This is a genomic window from Glycomyces artemisiae (genome assembly GCF_003002955.1).
Lineage (GTDB): Bacteria > Actinomycetota > Actinomycetes > Mycobacteriales > Micromonosporaceae > Glycomyces > Glycomyces artemisiae.
The window spans coordinates 840,736-862,900 of record NZ_PVTJ01000002.1; the positions used below are offsets into that span (position 1 = coordinate 840,736).

18 protein-coding genes and 1 tRNA gene are annotated in these 22,165 nt (G+C 67.0%); 15 read left to right on the plus strand and 4 right to left on the minus strand.

Annotation, left to right across the window (positions count from 1 at the left end):
* Nucleotides 1-232: 232 nt before the first annotated feature.
* From B0I28_RS08480 to B0I28_RS08520, 10 genes are all read left to right on the plus strand, one after another.
* Nucleotides 233-1,990, plus strand: a complete 1,758-nt coding sequence (locus B0I28_RS08480) for an ABC transporter family substrate-binding protein (protein WP_106363330.1) — start codon at nucleotides 233-235, stop codon at nucleotides 1,988-1,990.
* Between the two features lie 145 nt (nucleotides 1,991-2,135).
* Nucleotides 2,136-3,821 (plus strand): ABC transporter family substrate-binding protein, encoded by a 1,686-nt coding sequence (locus B0I28_RS08485; protein ID WP_106363331.1) that lies wholly within the window; start codon nucleotides 2,136-2,138, stop codon nucleotides 3,819-3,821.
* Nucleotides 3,822-4,067: 246 nt separating this feature from the next.
* Nucleotides 4,068-5,774, plus strand: a complete 1,707-nt coding sequence (locus tag B0I28_RS08490) for an ABC transporter substrate-binding protein (RefSeq protein WP_106363332.1) — start codon at nucleotides 4,068-4,070, stop codon at nucleotides 5,772-5,774.
* A 334-nt stretch (nucleotides 5,775-6,108) separates the two neighbouring features.
* Nucleotides 6,109-7,824: an ABC transporter family substrate-binding protein gene (locus tag B0I28_RS08495; protein ID WP_106363333.1), complete on the plus strand. Its 1,716-nt coding sequence runs from the start codon at nucleotides 6,109-6,111 to the stop codon at nucleotides 7,822-7,824.
* Nucleotides 7,825-8,242: 418 nt separating this feature from the next.
* Nucleotides 8,243-9,979, plus strand: a complete 1,737-nt coding sequence (locus B0I28_RS08500) for an ABC transporter family substrate-binding protein (RefSeq protein ID WP_106363334.1) — start codon at nucleotides 8,243-8,245, stop codon at nucleotides 9,977-9,979.
* A 172-nt stretch (nucleotides 9,980-10,151) separates the two neighbouring features.
* On the plus strand, nucleotides 10,152-11,177 hold the full coding sequence (locus B0I28_RS08505) for an ABC transporter permease (protein ID WP_106363335.1): 1,026 nt from the start codon (nucleotides 10,152-10,154) through the stop codon (nucleotides 11,175-11,177).
* Nucleotides 11,170-12,081, plus strand: a complete 912-nt coding sequence (locus tag B0I28_RS08510) for an ABC transporter permease (RefSeq protein ID WP_106363336.1) — start codon at nucleotides 11,170-11,172, stop codon at nucleotides 12,079-12,081. Before B0I28_RS08505 ends, B0I28_RS08510 begins: the two co-directional genes overlap by 8 nt.
* 2 nt (nucleotides 12,082-12,083) lie before the next feature.
* Nucleotides 12,084-13,226 carry an ABC transporter ATP-binding protein gene (locus tag B0I28_RS27170; protein WP_181245698.1) on the plus strand — a complete coding sequence of 381 codons (1,143 nt, stop codon included), beginning with the start codon at nucleotides 12,084-12,086 and terminating at the stop codon, nucleotides 13,224-13,226.
* Nucleotides 13,227-13,231: 5 nt separating this feature from the next.
* Complete coding sequence (locus tag B0I28_RS27175) at nucleotides 13,232-14,266, plus strand: ABC transporter ATP-binding protein (protein ID WP_181245714.1); 1,035 nt, start codon at nucleotides 13,232-13,234, stop codon at nucleotides 14,264-14,266.
* A gap of 90 nt (nucleotides 14,267-14,356) precedes the next feature.
* On the plus strand, nucleotides 14,357-14,818 hold the full coding sequence (locus tag B0I28_RS08520; protein ID WP_106363337.1) for a hypothetical protein: 462 nt from the start codon (nucleotides 14,357-14,359) through the stop codon (nucleotides 14,816-14,818).
* Between the two features lie 50 nt (nucleotides 14,819-14,868).
* Here the strand turns inward: B0I28_RS08520 and B0I28_RS08525 are convergent, their stop codons facing one another.
* The 4 genes from B0I28_RS08525 to B0I28_RS08540 form a co-directional block, all read right to left on the minus strand.
* Complete coding sequence (locus B0I28_RS08525; RefSeq protein WP_146148017.1) at nucleotides 14,869-15,207, minus strand: hypothetical protein; 339 nt, start codon at nucleotides 15,205-15,207, stop codon at nucleotides 14,869-14,871.
* 129 nt (nucleotides 15,208-15,336) lie between these two features.
* Nucleotides 15,337-15,603: a DUF397 domain-containing protein gene (locus B0I28_RS08530; RefSeq protein WP_342761194.1), complete on the minus strand. Its 267-nt coding sequence runs from the start codon at nucleotides 15,601-15,603 to the stop codon at nucleotides 15,337-15,339.
* Nucleotides 15,497-16,384: a Scr1 family TA system antitoxin-like transcriptional regulator gene (locus tag B0I28_RS08535; protein ID WP_106363340.1), complete on the minus strand. Its 888-nt coding sequence runs from the start codon at nucleotides 16,382-16,384 to the stop codon at nucleotides 15,497-15,499. Before B0I28_RS08535 ends, B0I28_RS08530 begins: the two co-directional genes overlap by 107 nt.
* Nucleotides 16,347-18,137 (minus strand): HNH endonuclease signature motif containing protein, encoded by a 1,791-nt coding sequence (locus B0I28_RS08540; protein ID WP_106363341.1) that lies wholly within the window; start codon nucleotides 18,135-18,137, stop codon nucleotides 16,347-16,349. Before B0I28_RS08540 ends, B0I28_RS08535 begins: the two co-directional genes overlap by 38 nt.
* 359 nt (nucleotides 18,138-18,496) lie before the next feature.
* On the opposite strand from B0I28_RS08540, the gene B0I28_RS08545 reads away from it, so the two are divergent.
* The 5 genes from B0I28_RS08545 (at nucleotide 18,497) to B0I28_RS08565 (ending at nucleotide 22,155) form a co-directional block, all read left to right on the plus strand.
* A tRNA-Leu gene (locus B0I28_RS08545) sits at nucleotides 18,497-18,579 on the plus strand.
* Between the two features lie 475 nt (nucleotides 18,580-19,054).
* On the plus strand, nucleotides 19,055-20,782 hold the full coding sequence (locus B0I28_RS08550) for a sensor histidine kinase (RefSeq protein WP_219926628.1): 1,728 nt from the start codon (nucleotides 19,055-19,057) through the stop codon (nucleotides 20,780-20,782).
* Nucleotides 20,782-21,204 carry a roadblock/LC7 domain-containing protein gene (locus tag B0I28_RS08555; protein ID WP_106363342.1) on the plus strand — a complete coding sequence of 141 codons (423 nt, stop codon included), beginning with the start codon at nucleotides 20,782-20,784 and terminating at the stop codon, nucleotides 21,202-21,204. Before B0I28_RS08550 ends, B0I28_RS08555 begins: the two co-directional genes overlap by 1 nt.
* Nucleotides 21,204-21,575, plus strand: a complete 372-nt coding sequence (locus B0I28_RS08560) for a DUF742 domain-containing protein (RefSeq protein ID WP_106363343.1) — start codon at nucleotides 21,204-21,206, stop codon at nucleotides 21,573-21,575. The genes B0I28_RS08555 and B0I28_RS08560 overlap by 1 nt, the downstream gene beginning before the upstream one ends.
* Nucleotides 21,553-22,155 carry a GTP-binding protein gene (locus B0I28_RS08565; RefSeq protein ID WP_106363344.1) on the plus strand — a complete coding sequence of 201 codons (603 nt, stop codon included), beginning with the start codon at nucleotides 21,553-21,555 and terminating at the stop codon, nucleotides 22,153-22,155. Before B0I28_RS08560 ends, B0I28_RS08565 begins: the two co-directional genes overlap by 23 nt.
* The last annotated feature ends 10 nt before the right edge of the window (nucleotides 22,156-22,165 follow it).

Sequence of the window (22,165 nt, forward strand, 5' to 3'; positions counted from 1 at the left end):
TGACGCCGAGGCGAACGCCGGGATTGTCGGTGAAAGCGATGAAATCTACGGGTCCTTTACGGATACGCTCCACAATCGCCTCAACCTGCGGATATGCCCGCCCCAAGCCCCTCAAGAGTACCCATTGGACGGTCAATGAGGACACTTGGGGCGCAGTGGCACTGCATGCTCATATTCCCCATAGCGCCGCGACATCTGATATGCCCGCGCGGCCCGGAATACGAGGAGAACGATGTTGCGAGCACGACGACCCGCAACCGGCGCCATCGGCATCGGCGCCGCCCTGGTCATGATCCTGGGCGGCACCACCGCCTGCGGACAAGGACAGGCGGCCGGCGACCCCGGCTTCGAGGACTGCGCCACCGACCCCGTCTCCTGCAACTCCGGCGAACGCGCCGACGGCGGCGAGATCACCTGGGGCATCGACGGGTCCTGGACCGGATGGAACCCCAACCTGTCCGCCGAGTACACCGTCTACACCCTCCAGGTCACCGCCCCCTACTGGCCCGCCGTCGGCCAGTTCGACCAGAACGCCGACTTCGTCGTCAACGACGCCATATTCGCCGGCGAGCCCGAACTCATCAACCAGACCCCCATGCAGGTCGAGTACACCCTCAACCCCGACGCCAACTGGGGCGACGGCAACCCCATCGGCCTCGACGACTTCACCTACACCTGGTACGCCCGCTCCGGGAACGGCGACCTCTGCAAGGACTGCACCCCCGCCGCGGCCACCGCCGCCGACGTCGTCTCCATCGAAGAGGGCGCCACCGCCGACAAGATCGTCATCACCTACAACGACGAGTACGCCTCCTCCGAATGGAAGTACGAACCCGTCCTCTCCAACCCCGCCCACATCGCCGACGAGCAGGGCCTCGACTGGAAGCACGACCCCGCCGACATGGCCGCCGCCGAGACCTACTTCTCCCAGACGGTCCCCACCTGGTCGGCCGGCCCCTTCAAGATCGACGACGCCGCCACCGGCGACTACGCGATCTTCACCCCCAACGAGGACTGGGCCGGCTCCACCGAGGTCACCCTCGACAAGCTCACCCTCAAGTCCTTCGACTCCCTCGAATCGATCATCACCGAGATCCGCCAGGGCACCGTCGACGGCTCCAGCCCCGGCAACATCAGCGCCGAGAACGTCGTCCAGCTCGTGAGCGAGGACGGCATCAACTTCAACGTCGACCGCGGCCCCCTCTGGCACCACATCGACATCAACGTCAACAACGAGTTCCTCTCCGACCCCGTCCTGCGCACCGCCGTCTTCCAGGCCATCGACGTCGAAGAGATCATCGCCCGCACCTACGCCAACGTCCAGTCCGACGCCGCCCGCAAACTCAACCACCTGTACCGCAACGACTCCGCCAACTTCCAGGACCACCTCACCGCCACCGGCCAGGGCGCCGGCGACACCGAGCAGGCCCGCGACGCCCTCCTCGACGCCGACTACTCCTGGAACTCCGACGGCAAGCTCCTCGACCCCGAGGGCGAGCAGGTGACCTTCAACTACCGGTACGCCGACGGCTCCGACGACCGCCAGACCATGGCCGACCTCGTCGCCTTCAACCTCGCCGACATCGGCATCGACGTCGAGCTCAAGCCCTTCCCCGCCGCCGACCTCGGGCCGACGCTCGACCAGTCGAACTTCGACATGGTCGCCTTCGGCTGGACCTCCCAGCCCGTCATCGTCAACTCCGCCCGCCAGTTCTGGGCCTCCGACGCGCCCACCAACTACGGCCGCCTCGACGACCCCGAACTCGACGCCCTCATCGACGCCCTCGCCCTCGAACCCGACCCTGCCGAGGCCGCCGAGATCGGCAACCAGATCGCCGAGCGCGTCGTCCAGGACGCCTACCAGCTCCCCCTGGTGAACACCCCCGTCGCCATCATCGCCACCCCCGAACTCGTCAACGTCCGCGACAACTGGGCCTCCCAGCAGCGCGCCCTCTACAACGTCGCCGAATGGGGCATCAGAGCCGAATAATGTTCACGCGCAACGGGGCCGGAGTCCGCGACTCCGGCCCCGTTCTTTGCCGGAAACTCCCCGAAAACGGACCCCCCAGGTGTAACGATGTTCCAGTCGCGCCCCTCGGCGCGGCCCACAAGGGAGCAACAGGGGGAGTGGTCATATGCGACCTGCAAGGGCAACCGCGCTGGCGGTCGCCGGTGCGGCGGCGCTCGCGGCGGGGGCGCTCGGCGCCTGCGGCGGCGGCTCGTCGAGCGGCGGCGACAGCGACGTCACCTGGGCGATCAGCTCGGGCTGGGACTCGTGGAACCCGAACACCAGCGAAGGCAACAACAGCTACCTCAACCAGGTGCTCACCCCGCTGGCCGCGTCCCTGGGCGACTTCAACCCGGACGGCGACTTCGTGTTCAACGACGCGGTCCTCTCCAAGGCGCCCGAGCTGACCTCCGAGGCCCCGCTCACCGTGGAGTACACCCTCAACGAGAACGCCCAGTGGTCCGACGGCAAGCCGATCCGCGCCGAGGACTTCATCTACGTCTGGTACCAGATGTCGGGCAACGCCGACTACTGCAACCAGGAGCAGTGCGCGCCCGCCACCACCGACTGGGGCGCCAACGTCGCCTCCGTCGCCGAGGCCGACGGCGTCGTCACCGTCACCTACATCGACGGCTACCTCAACCCCGAATGGCAGTTCGCCTACCCGAACCTCCAGCCCAGCCACGTCATCGAGGACAACGGCTTCGCCGACTGGCAGAGCGACCCGGCCGTCATGGGCAACAGCGCCGACTGGCTCTCCACCACCGCGCCCACCTGGTCGGCCGGGCCCTACAAGCCCACCGACGCGAAGGTCGGCGAGTACGTCATCTACGAGCCCAACGAGAACTACCAGGGCAGCGTCGACCCCGGCCTCGACAAGCTCACCCTCAGGGTCGTCGAGGGCACCGACGCGATCGTCACCGCCCTGCGCAACGGCGAGATCGACGGCTCCTGGCCCAGCGAGTTCAGCCAGGAGGAGCTCGACAAGCTCGACGGCGACGACGCGATCAAGACCGAGGTCTACGAGGGCAACGTCTGGCTCCACATCGACACGAACACCAAGAACCAGTTCCTGTCCGACGAGGTGCTGCGCCAGGCCGTGTTCACCGCCATCGACAACCAGGAGCTCATCGACCGCGCCTACCCCGACACCGAGGTGGCGCTGCGGCAGAACCACTTCTTCAGCCAGACCAGCCAGTACTTCCAGGACAACCTCAGCCCGACCGACCCGCAGCAGGGCTCGGGCGACGCCGACGCCGCCAACGCCGCGCTGGAGGCGGCCGGGTACACCACCGGCGACACGCTCATGACGCCCGACGGCGACCCGGTCACGCTGGTCTTCCGCTACGGCGACGGGGACCCGACCCGCACGCTCATCGGCGAGGTCGTCCAGTCCCGGCTCGCCGCGATCGGCGTCGACGTGACGCTCACGGCGATCCCGGACGGCCAGCTCGGCCCGGTCCTGTCCGAAGCGGACTTCGACCTCATCGTCTACGGCTGGTCGGGCACGCCCGCGTTCACGACCGCGCCGTACCAGTACTTCGGCTCCACCTCGGGCTCGAACTTCGGCGGCTACGCCCTCGACGGGCTCGACGAGGCCATCGCCAAGGTCACCTCGACGACCTCGCTCGACGAGGCCGCCGGGTTCGCCAACGACGTCGACGCCATGGTCATGCCCGCGGCGTTCACGCTGCCGCTGTTCGACGAGCCGCAGTCGACGATCTACAACCAGAACAACCTCGGCGGGGTCACCGCGAACGGCAACAGCCAGTCCGGCCCGCTGTGGGACGTCCAGAACTGGAAGCCCGCCTAACAGCAGGCGAGTGGGAAGGGGCGGCCCGAGCGGGCCGCCCCTTCCGCGTATCGGTCGGGTAACAATGATCCGCCAAATCCGTACCGAGACATTCCATTCGTCCCGGCTCCGTGGAAGCCTGTGACCCAGTACTGCCGAGGCGGCCGTCCGCCCCCTCTGCGCCCGCGCGCGGCACCGACGCCGCATCCCCGCGGTCCGCGAACGGGCGATCCCTCGGTCGACACACCCAATGGAGGAGACACAGCAATGGCTCTTACCCGTAGAGCACTCGGCGGACTGACCATCGGCGGGTCGTCTGCACTCATGCTGGCGGCCTGCGGCGGCAACGAAGAGGACGGCGGCGAGCCCAGCGGCGAGCTGGTCTGGGCGATCGCGTACCCGTGGGAAGCCTGGAACGAGAACACCAGCACCGGCAACAACATCGCCGGGCACATCGCCATGGCCCCGCAGAACCCGATGGGCGCCATCGGCTACGACTTCGACCCCGAGGGCAACGTCTTCTACGACGACGCCATCTTCGAGGGCGAGCCGCAGCTCATCAGCGAGGCCCCGATGCAGATCCAGGTGACCCTCAAGGAGGGCGCCCAGTGGTCGGACGGCAAGCCGATCCGCCTGGAGGACTTCATCTTCCAGTGGTACTCGCTGTCGGGCAACCCCGAGCACGCCAACCAGGAGAAGGCCCTCCCGGCCTCCACCGCCTGGGGCGCCACGGTCGCCTCGATCGAGGAGACCGAACCCGGCGTCATCGTCTTCACGTTCACCGAGGGCAACGTCGACCCGGAGTGGACCTTCACGGGCGGCGTCTACCTGCCCAGCCACTACGCCGAGGAAGAGGGCGGCTTCGCGAACTGGGCGACCGACCCCGAGGTCATGGGCGACGCGATCACCTGGTTCAACGAGAACCTGGCGACGGTCGGCTCCGGCCCGTACAAGCCCGTGGACTCCAAGCTCGGCGAGTACATCGTCTACGAGCCCAACGAGAACTACCAGGGCTCGAAGAAGGCCAAGTTCACCAAGCTCACGATGAAGCCGGTGACGGGCATCGAGGCCGAGGTGACCGAGCTGCGCCAGGGCACCATCGCGGGCTGCTGGCCGAACGACTTCTCGCTGGAGATCCTCCAGGAGCTCGACGAGAACCCCGAGGAGTGGAAGTACGAGACGTACGCGGGCGCGACCTGGTCGCACTTCGACATCAACGTGCGCAACGGCTTCCTCAAGGACGTCGAGCTCCGCAAGGCCGTCTTCACGACGGTCGACATCAACGAGATCAAGGAGCGGGCGTTCCCCGGCACCGAGGTCCCGTGGCTCGGCAACCACTTCTTCACCGAGGAGAGCTCCTACTACGAGGACTACCTGACCCCGGCGAACTACGGCCTCGGCGACATCGACGCCGCCAAGGCGATCCTCACCGCGGCCGGGTACACCTGGAACGCCGAGGGCAAGCTGGAGAAGGACGGCGAGCAGGTCGTCTTCAACTTCCGCTTCGCGACCTCCAACGAGATCCGCAAGCTCACCGGCGAGATCATCCAGGCCCAGCTGGAGCCGCTCGGCATCGACCTGGAGCTGAAGGGCTTCGGCGACGAGGACTTCTCGGCGACGCTCGCGTCCGCGGACTTCGACATGATCGTGTTCTCGTGGGTCGGCTCCCCGGCGTTCACGGGCAGCCCGAACCAGTACTTCTCGACGGACTCGGCCTCCAACTACGGCGGCTACGACGACCCGGTCATCAACGAGCTGCTCCCGAAGGTCCGCGGCACGTTCGACCTCGCCGAGGCGGCCGAATTCGCGAACCAGATCAGCGCCCAGGCGGTCGCGCAGGCCTACACCCTGCCGCTGTACTCCAGCCCGCTGTCGGTCATCTGGAACTCGAAGCTCGTCGACCTCCCCGAGCCGGTGAACCCGAACAGCCAGGCCGCCATGGCGTGGAACCTCCGCGAGTGGAGCAAGCCGTAGCGAACCCGCGCCGAACGGCGCGTGGAATCCGCGCGCCGATTCGCGATACTGCATCCCGATAATTCACTGAATTCCCCCGTGGGGCCGATGCCACATCGGCCCCACGGTCCATTCAGACCACACGCTCCAGGGCGCAAAGTCACGAATGCATCACGAATAAACTCCAGTTGGGCCCTCCGCCGTGTCAATCCGCTCACGTCTGTGCCAGTGTTTGTCACAACACCGCCGAGGGACGCACGCCTTCCCCCAAACCGTTTCGTCCGGACGCGAGGCATCGGCGCTTTCGCGGCCGACCGGAGGCCCCTCGGCATCGATATCTGGAGGAGAAACACAAATGGCTCTTACCCGTAGAGCTCTCGGCGGCCTGTCCCTCGGCGGCGGCGCCGCCCTCACGCTCGCTGCCTGCGGCGGCAACGACGGCGACGGCGGCGGTTCCGGCAAGACTGAGGTCGTCTGGGCGATCTCCTCCGCCTGGGCCTCCTGGAACGAGAACACCCAGGCCGGCAACAACTCCTACGGCCACCAGGCCATGGTGCCGATGGCCGCCGGCTCCGGCGACTTCGACCCCAACGCCAAGTGGGTCTACGACGACGCCATCTTCGCCTCGGAGCCGGAGCTCGTCTCCGAAGCCCCGATGACCATCAAGTACACGCTGAACGAGAACGCCCAGTGGTCGGACGGCAACCCCGTCCGCGTCGAGGACTTCATCTTCCAGTGGTACTCGATGTCCGGCAACCCTGAGCACGCCAACCAGGAGAAGGCCCTCCCGGCCTCCATCGACTGGGGCTCCCAGGTCGCCTCCATCGAGCAGGCCGAGGACGGCTCGATCGTCGTCACCTACGTCGAGGGCTACTCCGACCCCGAGTGGCTCTACGCCTCCACGATCTACCTCCCCTCGCACATCGCCGAGGCCAACGGCTTCGCCGACTGGCAGACCGACCCCGAGGTCATGGGCGACGCGATCCAGTACTTCGAGACCACCGCCCCGACCGCCGACGGCCAGGGCGTGCTCGGCACCGGCCCGTACAAGGTCGTCGACGCCAAGCTCGGCGAGTACGTGGTCTACGAGATCAACGAGAACTACCAGGGCTCCGTCAAGCCCACCATCGAGAAGATCACGCTCAAGGTCGTCGAGGGCACCGCCAACATCGTCACCGAGATGCGCCAGGGCACCATCGACGGCGCCTGGCCGAGCGAGTTCTCCGAGGAGGAGAACGCCAAGCTCGCCGAGGACCCGAACATGCAGATCGAGACCTACGCGGGCTCGGTGTGGCTGCACTTCGACACCAACGTGCAGAACGAGTTCCTCAAGGACGTCCCGCTGCGCCAGGCGGTCTTCACCGCCATCAACATCCCGGACATCTCGGCCAAGAACTACCCGGAGAGCGGCGTCCAGCAGAAGCTGAACCACTTCTTCTCCAACGACAACGAGTACTTCCAGGACATCATCGGCCCGACGGGCCAGGGCTCCGGCGACGTCGCCAAGGCCGCCGAGATCCTCACCACCGCCGGCTACACCGGCGCCGAAGAGGGCGGCACCCTGACCACGCCCGACGGCAAGGCCGTGACCTTCCGCATCCGCTACGCGGAGTCGGACCCGGTCCGCAAGCTCGCCGCCGAGCTGGCGCAGGCCTCCCTCGCCTCCATCGGCATCGCGCTCGAACTCGTCGCGATCCCGGACGGCGAGCTCGGCAACGTGCTCGCCGAGGGCGACTTCGACCTGATCATCTTCGGCTGGTCCGGCTCGGCCGCCTTCACCGTCGCGCCGTCGCAGTACTTCCAGTCGGACTCCGGCTCGAACTACGGCAAGTACAACAACCCGGCCGCCGACGAGGCGATCGCGAAGGTTCGCGCGACCTTCGACATCGACGAGGCCGCCGCCGCCGCCAACGAGGTCGACGCGATCGTCGTCCCGGACGCCTACACCCTGCCGATCTTCGACGAGCCGCAGGCGTTCTACAACAACCCGCAGGTCCTGGAGGGCCCGGTCGTCAACGGCTACACCCAGGCCGGACCGCTCTTCAACATCCGCGAGTGGAAGCTCAAGTAGTCAGGGCTCGCTGAGCCCGAGCGGCGGAGCCCCTTTCCGGGGCTCCGCCGCTCGCATGGTTTCTGAGCGGGTTCCGATCCGGTGGCGAGGCGATGACGCACCGCCGCGGGCGGCCCGCCCGGACCCCGGCCCGGTCTCACTGTCGCGACGGGTTTCCCCTGGTGGACTGTGAAAATCCCACCTTTCGCAGCCATTCAGGGAATGAACATCACGGGACTGTAACGAACGAAGCTCATCTCTGGTTCGGCTGTCCGAAACCTGCGATTCCCGTGGAAGGCTGTACCTCGCGTCACCCGACCGCCGTCACACGGGGCCCTCCCGCGGCCCCCGGCGGCGAATCGGCCAGGCAGGCACACCGCCCCCACCACGGTGCCCTCCCCGCCGACCGGTCCGGCGGCGCAAACCCACGAGAGGAACCATGAAGCGACACCACATGGCGGCCGTCGCCGCCTTCGCCTGCACCACCCTGGCCCTTGCGGGCTGCGGCCAGGGGAACGCGAGCTCGTCCAGCCTGGACGACTGCGTCACCGATGCCGCCGGGTGCAACGCCGGCGAGCGCGCGGACGGCGGCGAGATCACGTGGGCCATCGACGCCGGATGGAGCAGCTGGAACCAGAACACGGCCGACGGCAACAACGCGTACGTGAGCATCGCCCTCGCAGGCATGTGGCCGTACACCGGCCAGTGGGACCAGGACAACAACTTCATCGTCAACGAGGGCCTGTTCGCCTCCGAGCCGAAGCTCGTGAGCGAGAGCCCCGTGACCGTCGAGTACACCCTCAAAGAGGGCGCGAACTGGGGCGACGGCACCGACATCACCGTCGACGACTTCATCTACCACTGGTACGCCAGGTCCGGCAACAACGACCTGTGCGCCGAGTGCACCCCCGCGACCACCACCTACGGCTCCCAGGTCGCCGGCATCGAGGGCGACGGGAACACCGTCACCGTCACCTACGTCGACTCGTACCACTCCGCCGAGTGGAAGTACGAGGAAGTGCTCTCCGAGCCCGCCCACATCGCCGAGGAGCAGGGCTTCGACTGGAAGAACGACCCGGCCGCCATGGCCGCGGCCGAGCTGTACTTCTCCGAGACGACCCCCACCTGGACCACCGGCCCCTACAAGGTCGCCTCGGCGGCCATGGGCGAGTACGTGATCTACGAGCCGAACCCCGACTGGGCCGGCGACACCGAGGTCACCCTCGACAAGCTCACCTTCCAGGTCATCGAGGGCCTCGACAACATCGTCACCGCCCTGCGCAACGGCGAGATCGACGGCGCCTCCCCCTTCTCGGTCAACGCCGAGGCGATCACCCAGCTGGAGAGCGCCGACGGCCTCTCCTACTCGGTCGCGGGCGGCCCCTCGTGGGAGCACATCGACCTGAACACCAACAACGAGTTCCTCTCCGACGTCAAGCTGCGCACCGCGGTGTTCCAGGCCATCGACCTGGAGAGCATCATCTCCCGCACCTACGCGTTCGTGCAGTCCGACATCGAGCGGAAGAACAACCACCTCTTCCGCAACGGCTCGGAGTACTTCACCGACTACCTGACCTCCACCGGCCAGGGCGCGGGCGACATCGAGATGGCCCGCGACACCCTCGTGGACGCCGGGTACGAGTGGAGCGCCGACGGCGCCCTGCTCACCCCGGACGGCGAGGAAGTGAAGCTGAACTTCCGCTACATCGAGTCCCGCGAGTCGCGCAAGATCACCGGCGAGCTCACCCAGGCGACCCTCGCCGACCTCGGCATCGACGTCGAGCTCAAGCCGATCCCCGACGAGGACCTGGGCACGGTCCTCGCCGAGAGCGACTTCGACATGATCAACTTCGGCTGGAGCTCGGACCCGCTGTTCGTGGGCTCCGCGTCCCAGTACTGGTCCTCCGCGTCGGGTTCGAACTTCGGCAACCTGAACGACCCGGAGCTGGACGCCCTCATCGAGGAGATCAACGGCACCCTGGACATGGACGACGCCGCCGCGCGCGCCAACGAGGCCGTCAAGCGCGTCATCGAGGACGCCTACGTCCTCCCGATCGTGGACTCACCGGTGGCGGTGATGGTCTCCGATAACTTGGTCAACGTCCGGGACAATTGGGCTTCCCAGCAACGAGCGGCCTACAACATCGCAGAATGGGGTGTGGCAGACACTGAGTAGTTTTTACCTTCGAGTCGCCCATTCCGGGCGAGAACCCGCTCGCTGGTGAGGCCGGAGCTTTGAGGCCGCAGAATGGGGAGTCAGTGAGCCCAATGAGGAGCCGCGCGACAGCGCGGCGGGGCCGGTCGGCAGGCGGACCGGGCCACAGTAGAGAAACCGTTAACGAGGCATTATGGTTGTATTCATAATCCGGCGCACCCTGATGATGATCCCGGTGCTGCTGGGGGCCACTATCCTGTGTTTCGCCCTGGTCGACTTGTCGAACGACCCGGTACAGGACAGGGTCTTCGAGATCGAGCAGTCCACCGGCGAACCGGTCCCCCAGAGCACCATCGACGCCCTCGAAGCGTCCTGGTACTACGACCGCTCGGTCCCCGAGCGGTACTGGATCTGGCTCACCGGGCTGGGCGACACCAACGACGACATCGGCCTGCTCCAGGGCAAGTGGGGCCCCTCCATCGAGGGTTCGGCCATGGACATCGGCACTGAGATCTCCAGCAGGTTCTGGATCACGCTCCGGCTGGTCCTGTTCGCCACCATCGCGTCGATCGGCATCGCCATTCTCGCGGGTGTCGTCAGCGCCGTCAAACAGTATTCGAGGACGGACTACACGCTGACGTTCCTCGGCTTCCTGTTCCTCGCCATGCCCATCTTCTGGCTCGGCTCCCTCTTCAAGGAGGGCGCCGTCCAGCTCAACAAGATCCTGGGCTCCACGGTCTTCCAGACCTACGGCTCCGGCACCACCGGCTTCCAGGGCAACGGCTGGGCGGTCTTCGTCGACTCCCTGCCCTACCTGATCGTGCCCACCCTGGTGCTCATGCTCGGCGGCTACGCGGCCATCTCCCGCTACCAGCGCGCCAGCATGCTCGAAGTCATGAACTCCGACTACGTGCGCCTCGCCCGGGCCAAGGGCGTCCGCAACGGCACCGTCATGCGGCGCCACGCCCTGCGGACCGCCCTCATCCCGGTCGCGACCTTCGCGCCCCTGGCCCTGTCCGGCGCCATGGGCGGCGCGATGGTCACCGAGTCCATCTTCGGCTGGAGGGGCCTGGGCGTGTACTCGCTCGACGCGATCAACGCGGGCGACACCTTCGCCGTCATGGCCTACGTGCTCATCTCCGGCGTCGTCGTCCTGATCGGCGTCCTGATCTCCGACATCCTGTACGGCGTGCTCGACCCGAGGATCCGCTATGAGTAACACCGCTGCCCCGCGCCTCGACGCCGAGGCCATCACCAGCAAGGAGCGCGGCCAGTGGGAGCTGGTGTTCCGCCGCTTCTTCCGCCACCGCGCCGCGGTCGTCAGCCTCGTGATCTTCGTGGTGGTCGTCCTGTTCGCGTACGTCGGGCCCTTCCTGTGGAAGTGGGACTACAAGATCCACTCGGAGATCCCCTCGTGGGCCGCCCCGAGCCTCGCCCACCCGTTCGGCACCGACAAGGCCGGCCGCGACATGCTCGGCGCGATGATGCAGGCGACGAAGCAGTCCCTGAACGTCGCCCTCGTCGTCGCGATCGGCTCCACGGTCATCGGCGCGCTCTACGGCGCCGTCGCCGGGTTCTACCGCGGCTGGGTCGACTCGGTGCTCATGCGCTTCCTCGACATCATGTTCGTGATCCCGTTCCTGGTCATCACGGGCGCGCTCGCCGGGGCCATCGACACCTCCGTGCGCTGGTACCACATGGCCATCATCCTCGCCGTGTTCGGCTGGACCTCCATCGCGCGCGCCGTGCGCGCCGAAGTCCTGTCCCTGCGCGAGAAGGAGTTCATCGAGGCGGCCCGCTCGGCGGGCGGCTCCGACTGGCACATCATCACCAAGCACCTGATCCCGAACACGATGAGCGTCATCATCGTGTCCGCGACGCTCCAGATCGCCTTCGCCATCCTGTCCGAGACGACCCTGTCGTTCCTCGGCCTGGGCATCCAGAGCCCCGACACGTCGCTGGGCCTGCTCATCGACGCGGCGGGCGCGTCGGCTTTCAACGAGCACTGGTACCTGTTCTACATCCCGGGTGTCATGATCATCCTGATCGCGCTGACCATCAACTTCATCGGCGACGGCATGCGCGACGCGATGGACCCGCGACAGACGATGGTGAGGCGATAGGCATGGCGAACATCTCGGTCTCCACCAGCGACAAGGGCCGCGCCACGGGCACCAAGGGCGACACCGTCCTGGCGGTGAAGGACCTCGCGGTCGGCTTCCCGACCGACGACGGCCTCGTCAACGCCGTCCGCGGCGTCTCCTACGAGCTGCGCCGCGGCCAGAGCCTCGGCATCGTGGGCGAGTCGGGCTCGGGCAAGTCGGTGACCTCCATGGCGATCATGGGCCTGCTGCCCAAGACCGCCCAGATCACCGGCTCGGCGAAGCTCGAAGGCGAGGAGCTCCTCGGCCTCGGCGACGCCGAACTGTCGCGCATCCGCGGCAAGAAGATCTCCATGATCTTCCAGGACCCGCTGACCAGCCTCAACCCGGTCTACACGGTGGGCTACCAGCTCGCCGAGGCGATCCGGACCCACTACTCGGACATCTCCAAGTCCGAGGCGCGGGCCCGCTGCATCGACCTGCTCGACTCGGTCGGCATCCCGAACCCGCAGCAGCGGGTCGACGCCTACCCGCACGAGCTGTCGGGCGGCATGCGCCAGCGCGTCGTCATCGCCATCGCGATGGCGAACAACCCGGACGTCATCATCGCCGACGAGCCCACCACGGCCCTCGACGTGACCGTCCAGGCGCAGGTCCTCGAAGCCCTGGAGAAGGCCCGCGAAGAGGTCAACGCGGCGCTCATCCTGATCACGCACGACCTGGGCGTCATCGCCGGGCACACCGACGAGGTCCTGGTCATGTACGCCGGGCGCCCCGTCGAGCACGGCTCGGTCGACGAGATCTTCTACCAGCCGCGCATGCCGTACACGCTGGGCCTCATCGGCTCGCTCCCGCGCATGGACGAGAGCCGCGACCAGCGCCTCACGCCCATCCACGGGACCCCGCCGTCGATGCTCAACCTGGCGCCGGGCTGCCCGTTCCGGGCCCGCTGCCCCATGCACCAGGACATCTGCGCGGAGGTCGAACCCGACCTGCTGCCCATCAACGGCTCCGGCCACGTGGCCGCCTGCCACTTCTCGGACCAGCTCGAAGGCAAGGCCCCCGACGACGTGTTCGCGCCCGTCGCCACGGACCTGTCCGTCGAGGCCGAGGTGGAAGCCATGGACGCCGAAGGCGCCGCGGCCGCCGACGAGGAGGACAAGTGAACGCCATGCTCGACACTCCGCAGACCGCGGCCAACCCGGTCATCGCCGGGAAGGACCTGGTCAAGGAGTTCCCCGTGCGCTCCAAGGGGATCCTGCGGCGCAAGGTGGGCGCGGTCCACGCCGTCTCCGGGGTGAACCTGGAGATCGGCGCGAACGAGACCCTCGCCCTGGTCGGCGAGTCCGGCTGCGGCAAGTCCACCACGGCGCGGCTGATGATGAACCTCATCGAGCCGACCTCGGGCCAGGTCCTCTACGAGGGCAAGGACCTGACGAAGCTCTCGCGCGCCCAGATGCGCCCGATGCGCCGCGACATCCAGCTGGTCTTCCAGGACCCGATGGCCTCGCTCGACCCGCGCATGACGGTCTTCGAGATCATCGCCGAGCCCCTGCGCGTGCACGGCCTGTTCAAGAACGGCGGCCGCGACCGGGTCAACAGCCTGATCGAGATCGTCGGCCTGAACCCCGAGCACCGCAACCGGTACCCGCACGAGTTCTCGGGCGGCCAGCGCCAGCGCATCGGCATCGCCCGGGCCCTGGCGCTCCAGCCGCGCGTGCTCATGCTGGACGAGCCGGTGTCGGCCCTGGACGTCTCCATTCAGGCGGGTGTCATCAACCTGCTTGAGGACCTTCAGGACGAGTTGGGCCTGTCTTACCTGTTCGTGTCGCACGACCTCTCGGTGGTGCGGCACATCGCGGACAAGGTCGCGGTCATGTACCTGGGCAAGATCGTCGAGGAGGGGACCACCGACCAGCTCTTCGCCGGTCCGGCCCACCCGTACACCCAGGCCCTCATGTCCGCGATCCCGCTCCCGGACCCGCGCAAGGAGCGGACCCGCGAGCGGATCGTCCTCCAGGGCGACGTGCCGAGCCCGTCGAACCCGCCTTCGGGCTGCCGGTTCCGCACGCGCTGCCCGCTGTTCAAGACGCTGTCCGAGGACCAGCAGGCCAAGTGCATCGACGTCGAGCCGCTCCTGCGGTCCGACCACGACGGCCTGACCCGCGCGGCGTGCCACTACGCGAAGAAGAAGCAGCTCGTTTAATCGCTGCTGATCGAGATCGGCCGTCCCACCTGCTGGTGGGGCGGCCTTTCTCGTTTGCCGGGGGAGCGGCGTGGCTGGGAGACTTCCGGCATGAGCGATTCCCTTGCGACCGTTGAAGCGCTGCTGGCCGAGCTCGGCCCCGAGTGGCCGACTCCCGAAGCCATCGCCACTGCCCGAGCGGCCATGATCGCCCGCATTCCGGGCTGGACGCTGCCTGCGGCCCATGGGCTTGCCGTCGAGGGGCCCGAGGGTTTCGACTTCCCGCGTGTCAACGCCGGCGTGAATCCGCTTCCGGCGGTGGTCATGGCGACGGTGCTCGGCCACTCGGGCGGGTCTGCCTCGTACGAGGTCGACTCGGAACTGCTCGCCCTCGCGATCAGGCTGCTGGCTCCGGCCGAGGCGTGCACGGCGTACGAGCACCCCAACTTGGCCACTTGGCGGGAGGTCCGGGAGGCGCTTGTCCCGGGGGCTGCGGCTCGCATGGTCTTCGTGGGGGAGCTGAGCGACGACTCCGACGATCCCGCGGTGACCTCCTTGCGCGCCTTGGTCTGAGGCGCGGAAACGGCCGGGTGGTCTTCCACCCGGCCGTTCTGCCTCTGCGGTTAGTGCAGGTAGTAGTCGTTCATGCAGCCGACGTGGGCGAAGCCCCAGGTGTCGTCCACGTCGACGGCCACCCAGATGTTGGAGTACTGCGCACAGGTGGTGTGCTTGCCGCCTGTGGTGAGCGGGATGCACCAGGCGCCGTCGGCCCAGGTGTCGGCCGGGATCACTCCGAGGACTGCGGAGTCGGCGTAGGGGATCTCGCGGACCTTGGTGTCGTTCATGAACTTCACCGCGCACGAGACGCTTTCCGCTGCGGTGTCCGGCGCGATCCGGTCGGTCTCGGGCTGCTGCTCGGCCATCGCGGGGGCTGCCCATCCTGCGCCGATCATGAGTGCCATCGCCGAAGCTGCAAGAACTCTTCGCATTTGTCCACCTTCTGGTGAGTAGTGCCAGGGTTGCCGACTCATGCTGGCAGCTCTGGCGACTCCGGAGTGGACTTAAGTCGCGAATGTCGGAAACCTGATAGTTCAGAGGGTCTTGGCGAGGGCGGCAAAGTCGTCGGCAGACAGGGCGAACACCGGGGAGCCAGACTTGAGCTTCGAGTCCCTGAGATGGAAATCCGCGTTCGTGGACCGCCGGACCTCGACACAGTTGTTGTCGTTGCCCGAACCGCCGCTACGGGAGCTCTTACGCCAGGTGGTTACGCCAGTATTCATCGCGGTACTCCTTGAATCGGATCGAGCGGAGCCACTTCTCGTGGCGCCACCCATCGTAGAATGCGATCCGATCTTCATCCTGGAAGACCCAGCTCGTGTGCGCGAGTGCCGTGTACACGACTTCCGGCCCGGCATCCGGGAACTTCTTAGGATCGCCGGGACCGTAGTGGCTGAACGAGCCCATGACATTGATCCAAGGTTCGGGGAGCACTCGGATCTCCCAGCCCGGAAGCTCATCGTGGGCACTCAGGAAGTCGAGCTGCTCGATCTGAAGCTTTCGAGACTCCTTGCTGAGAAAGAAGAACGCTGCCTCTCCGAGCAAGTACTGGATCGTGGGCTCGCCGTTCCGCCCGGCCAGCTCCTTCTCTCGCTCAGACCTGAAGGTCCAGCCAGACTTCCGGCGCTCATCCGTAGTCAAGATGTCGACTGCACAGGCCGGACCGTCGTAGTACGAGTACGTCTGGAGCGGGGCCGGGATCAACACCGGTGCCCACTCGAAGATCTCGCCCATGTACTGCTCGCAGAGCGACAGGTACAGCGCGTTGAATCGCCCGTCCGCCTCGATGGGCGGCTCGTCTCCCTTGAGCGGAGCGATGATCTTGAGGTAGTCGGCGACATCCGGCGGGATCGCCAGTACATCGATGAGGTTGTTGATGATGCTCGCCGGGATCGGCGACCGTCCGCGCTCGTAGGCGCGGATCGTGTCCTTGGACTTGTAGACGCCGTCGCTGACCATCTGCTGCGTGAGTCCCCGCATCGTCCGGTACTTGTGCATCATCTTGCGCTTGAACCAATTGATCTGGCTCTCGCCCTGCTGTTCCTCATCCTGCCCGTCTTCGCCCTGCCGGTGCTCGGTCATCGATGCCTCCCACAAACCGCTGTACTTGGTGGATTTCCACTATCCCATGAGCACTAACGAAATCAACTTCACTGATTGCGTGGAATTCATTGCGGGAGAACCGAAGGGGTGAGAAATCCACTTCCGATTTCTCACGCTCTCCAGGTTGCCAGGCGTGAACTGAAGCCGAAAGGGGGTTGGATGAACTGACCAGCGCCGCAAAGAGTCGGGTATCCGACAGTCCTTCAAGTCCATTCCGGTGCAGGTCTTGAGGCAGCGACAAAGAGGTGGAGGGGCGGGCGGGGCCGGGACTTGGTCCATGGGGCCCGATGGGGTACCCGGGCAAGGCCGGGTCGGGGAGGCGACGCCCTCCCCGGGAGGGCCGGAGTAAGCCGGGCGGGACTTTGAATCGCTCTCGGGCTTTGACAATGGCGGCCTGCATCTGCTTCTGGGCGTACCAGAGTGCGATGTCGGTCAGCTCCCGTTTATAGGCTGGCGACCATTCGCCCGAATCATGACCATTTGGCAAGTCTTTGAAGGGATCTGCTTCCCATTCCTCGTCGGTGACGCCGTTGAGGTGAACGATGCTTGCCTTGCCGGGACCGGTCTTCACCACTTCCCACTTCCCAGTGTGGATGCGCCCGTGATGGAATCGGCAAAGGAGGATCAGATTGTCTGCGTCCGTTTTGCCACCATCTGCCCAGTGGGTGATGTGATGGGCCTCGGTCCAACTGACCGGGGCTCGGCAACCGGACCAGGCGCAACCGTCGGGTTGTTCGAGTTCCAGCTTGTGGCGGAGGGCCGTGTTGGGGAGTCGCTTCTCCCGGCCCAGTTCGAGGGCTTCGCCGGTCTTGAAGTCGAAGACCGAGGGGAGGATCCCGGCCTCGCAGGCGAGGAAGCGGGCCTTGGAGACCGAGATCGGGCGGCCGTCGAGGATCGGGAGGCGGCCAGTCGCAGCCCCGCGAAGGGTCTCGATGTCGCACAGGAGGTTCAGAGTGGCCGTGTGGCCGTGCCGCCGCGGGGCGTCAGGAGAAGTCCCGTAGGCCGCCACCATCTGGTGCAGGGCCTCAGCGTTCCGACCGGACACCCGGGGGAGGAGGCCGTCATCGTCGGCCTGGTCCTGGCGGGGCGGGGGAACCGCGGTCCGGAGTGCGTTGCTCAGGAGCTTCCCGGTGTCACCGGTGAGGCGGCCGTCCAAGTCCCACATGCCATCAGGACGCTCGCTGACTTCCAGCCAGGCAAGGGACTGCTGGCTCATCTCGTCAAGCATCGACTGCTGGTCGAAGAGTTCTGCGCAGATCCGGTCGAAGTGCTCAGCGAGTTCGGATCGGACCGCATGGATGCAGTACTCCCGGATCAGTTCCTCGGGAGTCCGACAAAGGGTGGAGGAGTAGGGGGACTCGACCGGCTCGGGATAGGGGACCCGGCAGTGAACCGCCAGACCTTCTCTCTCGATGCGCCGCATGGCATATGCGATGGCATCGAGGCTGGCAGTGCCAGAGGTGGCCGCCTCCGCCAGGTGCTTGAACTTGGGGGCGAGGCGTGCAATCGAGGCCATCTGCCCGGCGCTGGAAGCATTGAAGGAGTAGGTCTCCATGATCCAGTCGCGGATGCCGGAGAAGCCGTCGCGGGTCTTGTGGAGACCGGCGGAGGTGTACGCGATGACCGCCCGGAGGGCCGCGGCCTCAAGAGCGCGGGCCTGAGAAGCCAGGGATTCGATGTCGGAGTGGAGAAGGGAGGCTTCGCGGTCTCTGTCGATAACGGCTGCGGACATCTGATCTTCTCCTCTCCTGTTGTGACTTCTGTTGCGGTAGTTCAATTGTGACAGGTAGTGAGGCTGGTGTCATCACCCAATCGAGTGAAAGTTAGTGCTAAGTAGACTTAACAGATCCGCCCGCGCCGACCAAAGCGGACCTCAAAGCCCAAGTCTGACAAGGGCAAACACTCGCCTCTCTGTCGCCGCCGATTGAACCTTGTGGACAGTCATGCCGAACGAGGCCAACGAACGGGCGGGAAAAATCCTGTCTTGTGTCGGGATGCTGACACTTCGCCGTCTCCGCAGCTAGAAGCGGTATACCCGTAAATCCAAGCCCCCGTGGCACCCCTGGAAGCCGATAGCGTGGCAGCATACGGGCCCGAGTGGTGGAATCTGGTAGACACAGTCGGCTTAAAACCGGCCGTCGGGAGACTTGCGGGTTCAAGTCCCGTCTCGGGCACCGGGCACAGCCCTCGTCTTGTCGGCCAACGGGATCGGACGGTACGGGACCGTCCGGTCCCGGGGTGTCGTTCCTCGCATTCGCGCGCATCCTGCACGTTCCGCCCGAACGGGTGAGCCGCCACTGCTCCTATGCAAGTGCTCACGCTCTGCAACCGCATGACCCCTGAGCTGCTCAACTACCACTGTGAACGGCTCGTTTCGCGGTCGGGGCCAAATGCATCGGCAGGTTGACTGCACAGGGCCGCCGTGCTATCCAGGGAGGCGAGCGCTGATACCATTCTGTCGAGCAAGCCGGTGGGGGCTAATGCCTTCCCTTCTGCTGCAACGACTTTGTCACTTCCCGGTATCGCGGAAGCCGATAGGCCAGTGTCGTGAGGATGGCGATGCCCGAAACACCTCGGTCCACAACTCATACGTTTCAACCCTCCGGGCCAGCGCCCCAAGGCTTCTCCGGCGAAGACGCCGGCGCCCCGGTGGAACTCAAACCCCGATTGATGCGCATCGCGCTGCTGCCCCTGACGGCGGCGGCGCTCCTCGGCGCGGGTGCGGCGGTCGTGTTCGCGGCCACCGATGCCGCGAGCCGTCCTTCGTGGATGGTCCCGGCGGTCCTCGGCTCGGCGGTCGTGCTGATCGCGGTGGTCGCGTACTTCGCGTCCTCGGCCGCCTCGAAGGCCGAAGCCGATCTCACCCGCCAGGTCCAGACCGTCCGGCGCTCCACAGTGGAAACCCACTACAAGGTCTGGCAGATCCTGGACGACCTCCAGCGCGAGCTCCCGCAGGACCAGCGCTGGTCCGTTCCCCTCCCCAACCCCGGCGCCAGCGCCGCCTCCACCGAAGAGGCCCTGCGCCTCCTCGCCTCCGAGGCCCGCCACCTGCGCGCCGCCGCGGAAGCGGTCGCCGCGAGAGGCGTCCGCCCGACGCAGCCCCAGCAGCAGCCGCAGCTCCCGGCCAAGGTCCCGCCGCAGATGGTCACCTCCGGTCCCATCGACACGGTGGACGTCCAGGCCCGCGTGGGCATCTTCGTGAACCTGGCTCGGCGCCTGCAATCCCTGGTGCACAGGGAGATCGAGCAGCTCGACGAGCTGGAGAACCAGGTCGAGGACCCGGACCTGCTCAAGGGCCTGTTCTCGGTCGACCACCTGGCGACGCGGATCCGCCGCCACGCCGAGAACCTGGCGGTCCTCGGCGGGGCGACCTCGCACCGGCAGTGGTCGCGCCCGGTCAACGTCTACGAGGCGCTGCGCTCCGCGGTCGCCGAGGTGGAGCAGTACGCGCGCGTGAAGCTGGTGCGCCCCATCGAGGGCACGCTGAAGGGCCACGCGGTCGCGGACATCATCCACCTGGTCGCCGAGCTGGTGGAGAACGCGACGACGTTCTCGGCCCCGGGCACGCAGGTGCTCATCCGGGTCCAGCGCGTGCGCACCGGCCTCGCGGTCGAGGTCGAGGACCGCGGTCTGGGCATGGAGAACCACGAGCGGAACCGGTACAACACGATGCTGGCGACGCCGGACCGCGTCGACCTGGACGAGCTGCTCGCGGACGGCCGCATCGGCCTGTACGTGGTCTCGTCGCTGGCCCGCCGCCACACGCTGACGGTCCAGTTGCAGTCGAACATCTTCGGCGGCACGCAGGCGGTCCTGGTGGTCCCCGAGGAGCTCCTCGGCGACGACACGCCGCCCGCGCCGCAGGCGGCCCCGCGGGAGATTCCCGCCGCGCCGCAGGCGATGCCGGTGCGCCAGCCGGGTTCGCAGACGCCGCCGCAGCTGCCGTCGGTCCAGCTCCGTCCGCTCCCTTCGGCGGGTGCGACCCCGCGGTCCGCACCGATGCCGCAGCCGCGGATGGACGCCGCCCCGGCGCCCGTGTACGCGGAGGCGGCGTCGTATCAGGAGAACCCGTCGTACACCCCTGCGAGCGTCGCAGTGGACACCGGCGCCCTGCCGGTGACCGCCGAAATGCAGGCGGTCGAGTCCCCGACGAACGGCTACGGCCCGGACGGTCGCCCCGCGCTTCCCAAGCGCACCAAGCAGACGCACCTCGCGCCGCAGCTGCGGGACGACCCGGGCCGCCCCGCCCGCGGGTCGGAGGCGGGGCACGACCCCGGGCTCATGGCGGCGTTCCAGCAGGGCCAGCAGCGCGCGGACGGGAGTCCGCAGATCCCCAACGATTCCGTTTCTTCTCCGTACAGGAATGAGGAGTTCTAATGGCAGGCGACGAGGCAGGCGCCCACACGGATCTCAGCTGGCTGCTGGCGGGCCTCATCAGGAAGGTCCCGCACACGCGCAGCGCACTGCTGCTGTCCTCGGACGGCATCAAGAAGGCGTTCCACGGCATGGGGACGGACCAGGCGGACCAGCTCTCGGCGATCGCGTCGGGGATGTTCTCGCTGGCGCGCAGCGCCGGGGCCCAGTTCGGGTCCCAGGGAGGGGTCCGGCAGGTGGTCGCGGAGCTGGACGACACGCTGCTGTTCGTGTCGACCGCGGGGCAGGGCGCGGTCCTGGCCGTGGCGGCCGGGCGGGAGGCGGACGCGGGGGTGCTCGGCTACGAGATGTCGATCCTCGTGAAGAGCGTGCGGCCGTACCTGGAGACACCGGTCCGGAGACCGAGCGGCGAAATGGTGAGTTGATGGCCGACTTCGAGCACCGGCCACTGCTCGACGAGGACGCGGGCCCGCTGGTCCGGCCGTACACCGTCAGCAACGGGCGCACCGCACCCACGGCGAAGCTGGACCTCTTGTCGCTGGTCCGCTCCACCGGCCAGATGCGTCCCTCGCAGCTGGAGGCCGAGCACGCCGAGGCGCTGATCCTGTGCCGGGAGCCCATCTCGGTCGCGGAGGTCTCGGCCCATCTGCGGCTGCCCGCCATGGTCATCAAGGTCCTGCTGTCCGATCTCGTGGACTGCGGGGCCGTCACCGCCCACGCCCCCGACCCCGCCGTCGATCCCACTGACCGAACCGTATTGGAGGCACTCCTCAATGGCCTACAACGGCGACTCTGACCGAGCGCCCGCACAACAACCAGCCCTGCCCACCGCCATCAAGCTGCTCGTCGCCGGGGGCTTCGGGGTCGGCAAGACCACCTTCGTAGGAGCGGTCTCGGAGATCGAGCCGCTGAGCACCGAGGAGACCATCACCACGGCCTCGATCGGGACCGACGACCTCACGGGCGTCGGGGACAAGACGACCACCACGGTCGCCCTGGACTTCGGCCGGATCACGCTCGACCCGCAGCACATCCTGTACCTGTTCGGCACCCCCGGGCAGGACCGGTTCTGGTTCATGTGGAACGAGCTGTCGGACGGCGCGTTCGGCGCGGTGGTGCTCGCGGACACGCGCCGCCTGGAGGACTGCTTCCCGGCGCTCGACTTCTTCGAGCGGCGGGGGACGCAGTTCATCGTGGCGGTGAACGAGTTCGAGACCGGGTTCCACTACGAGCCGGACGAAGTCAGGGCCGCTCTGGACCTCAAACCGAATATCCCGATCGTCTGCTGCGACGCACGCGATCCACGTTCCGCAACCTTGGTGCTGGTCACTCTGACGAAGCACCTGATGTCGGCCGCTGCTTCGAGCGTCCGGTAAAGGAGCCTGC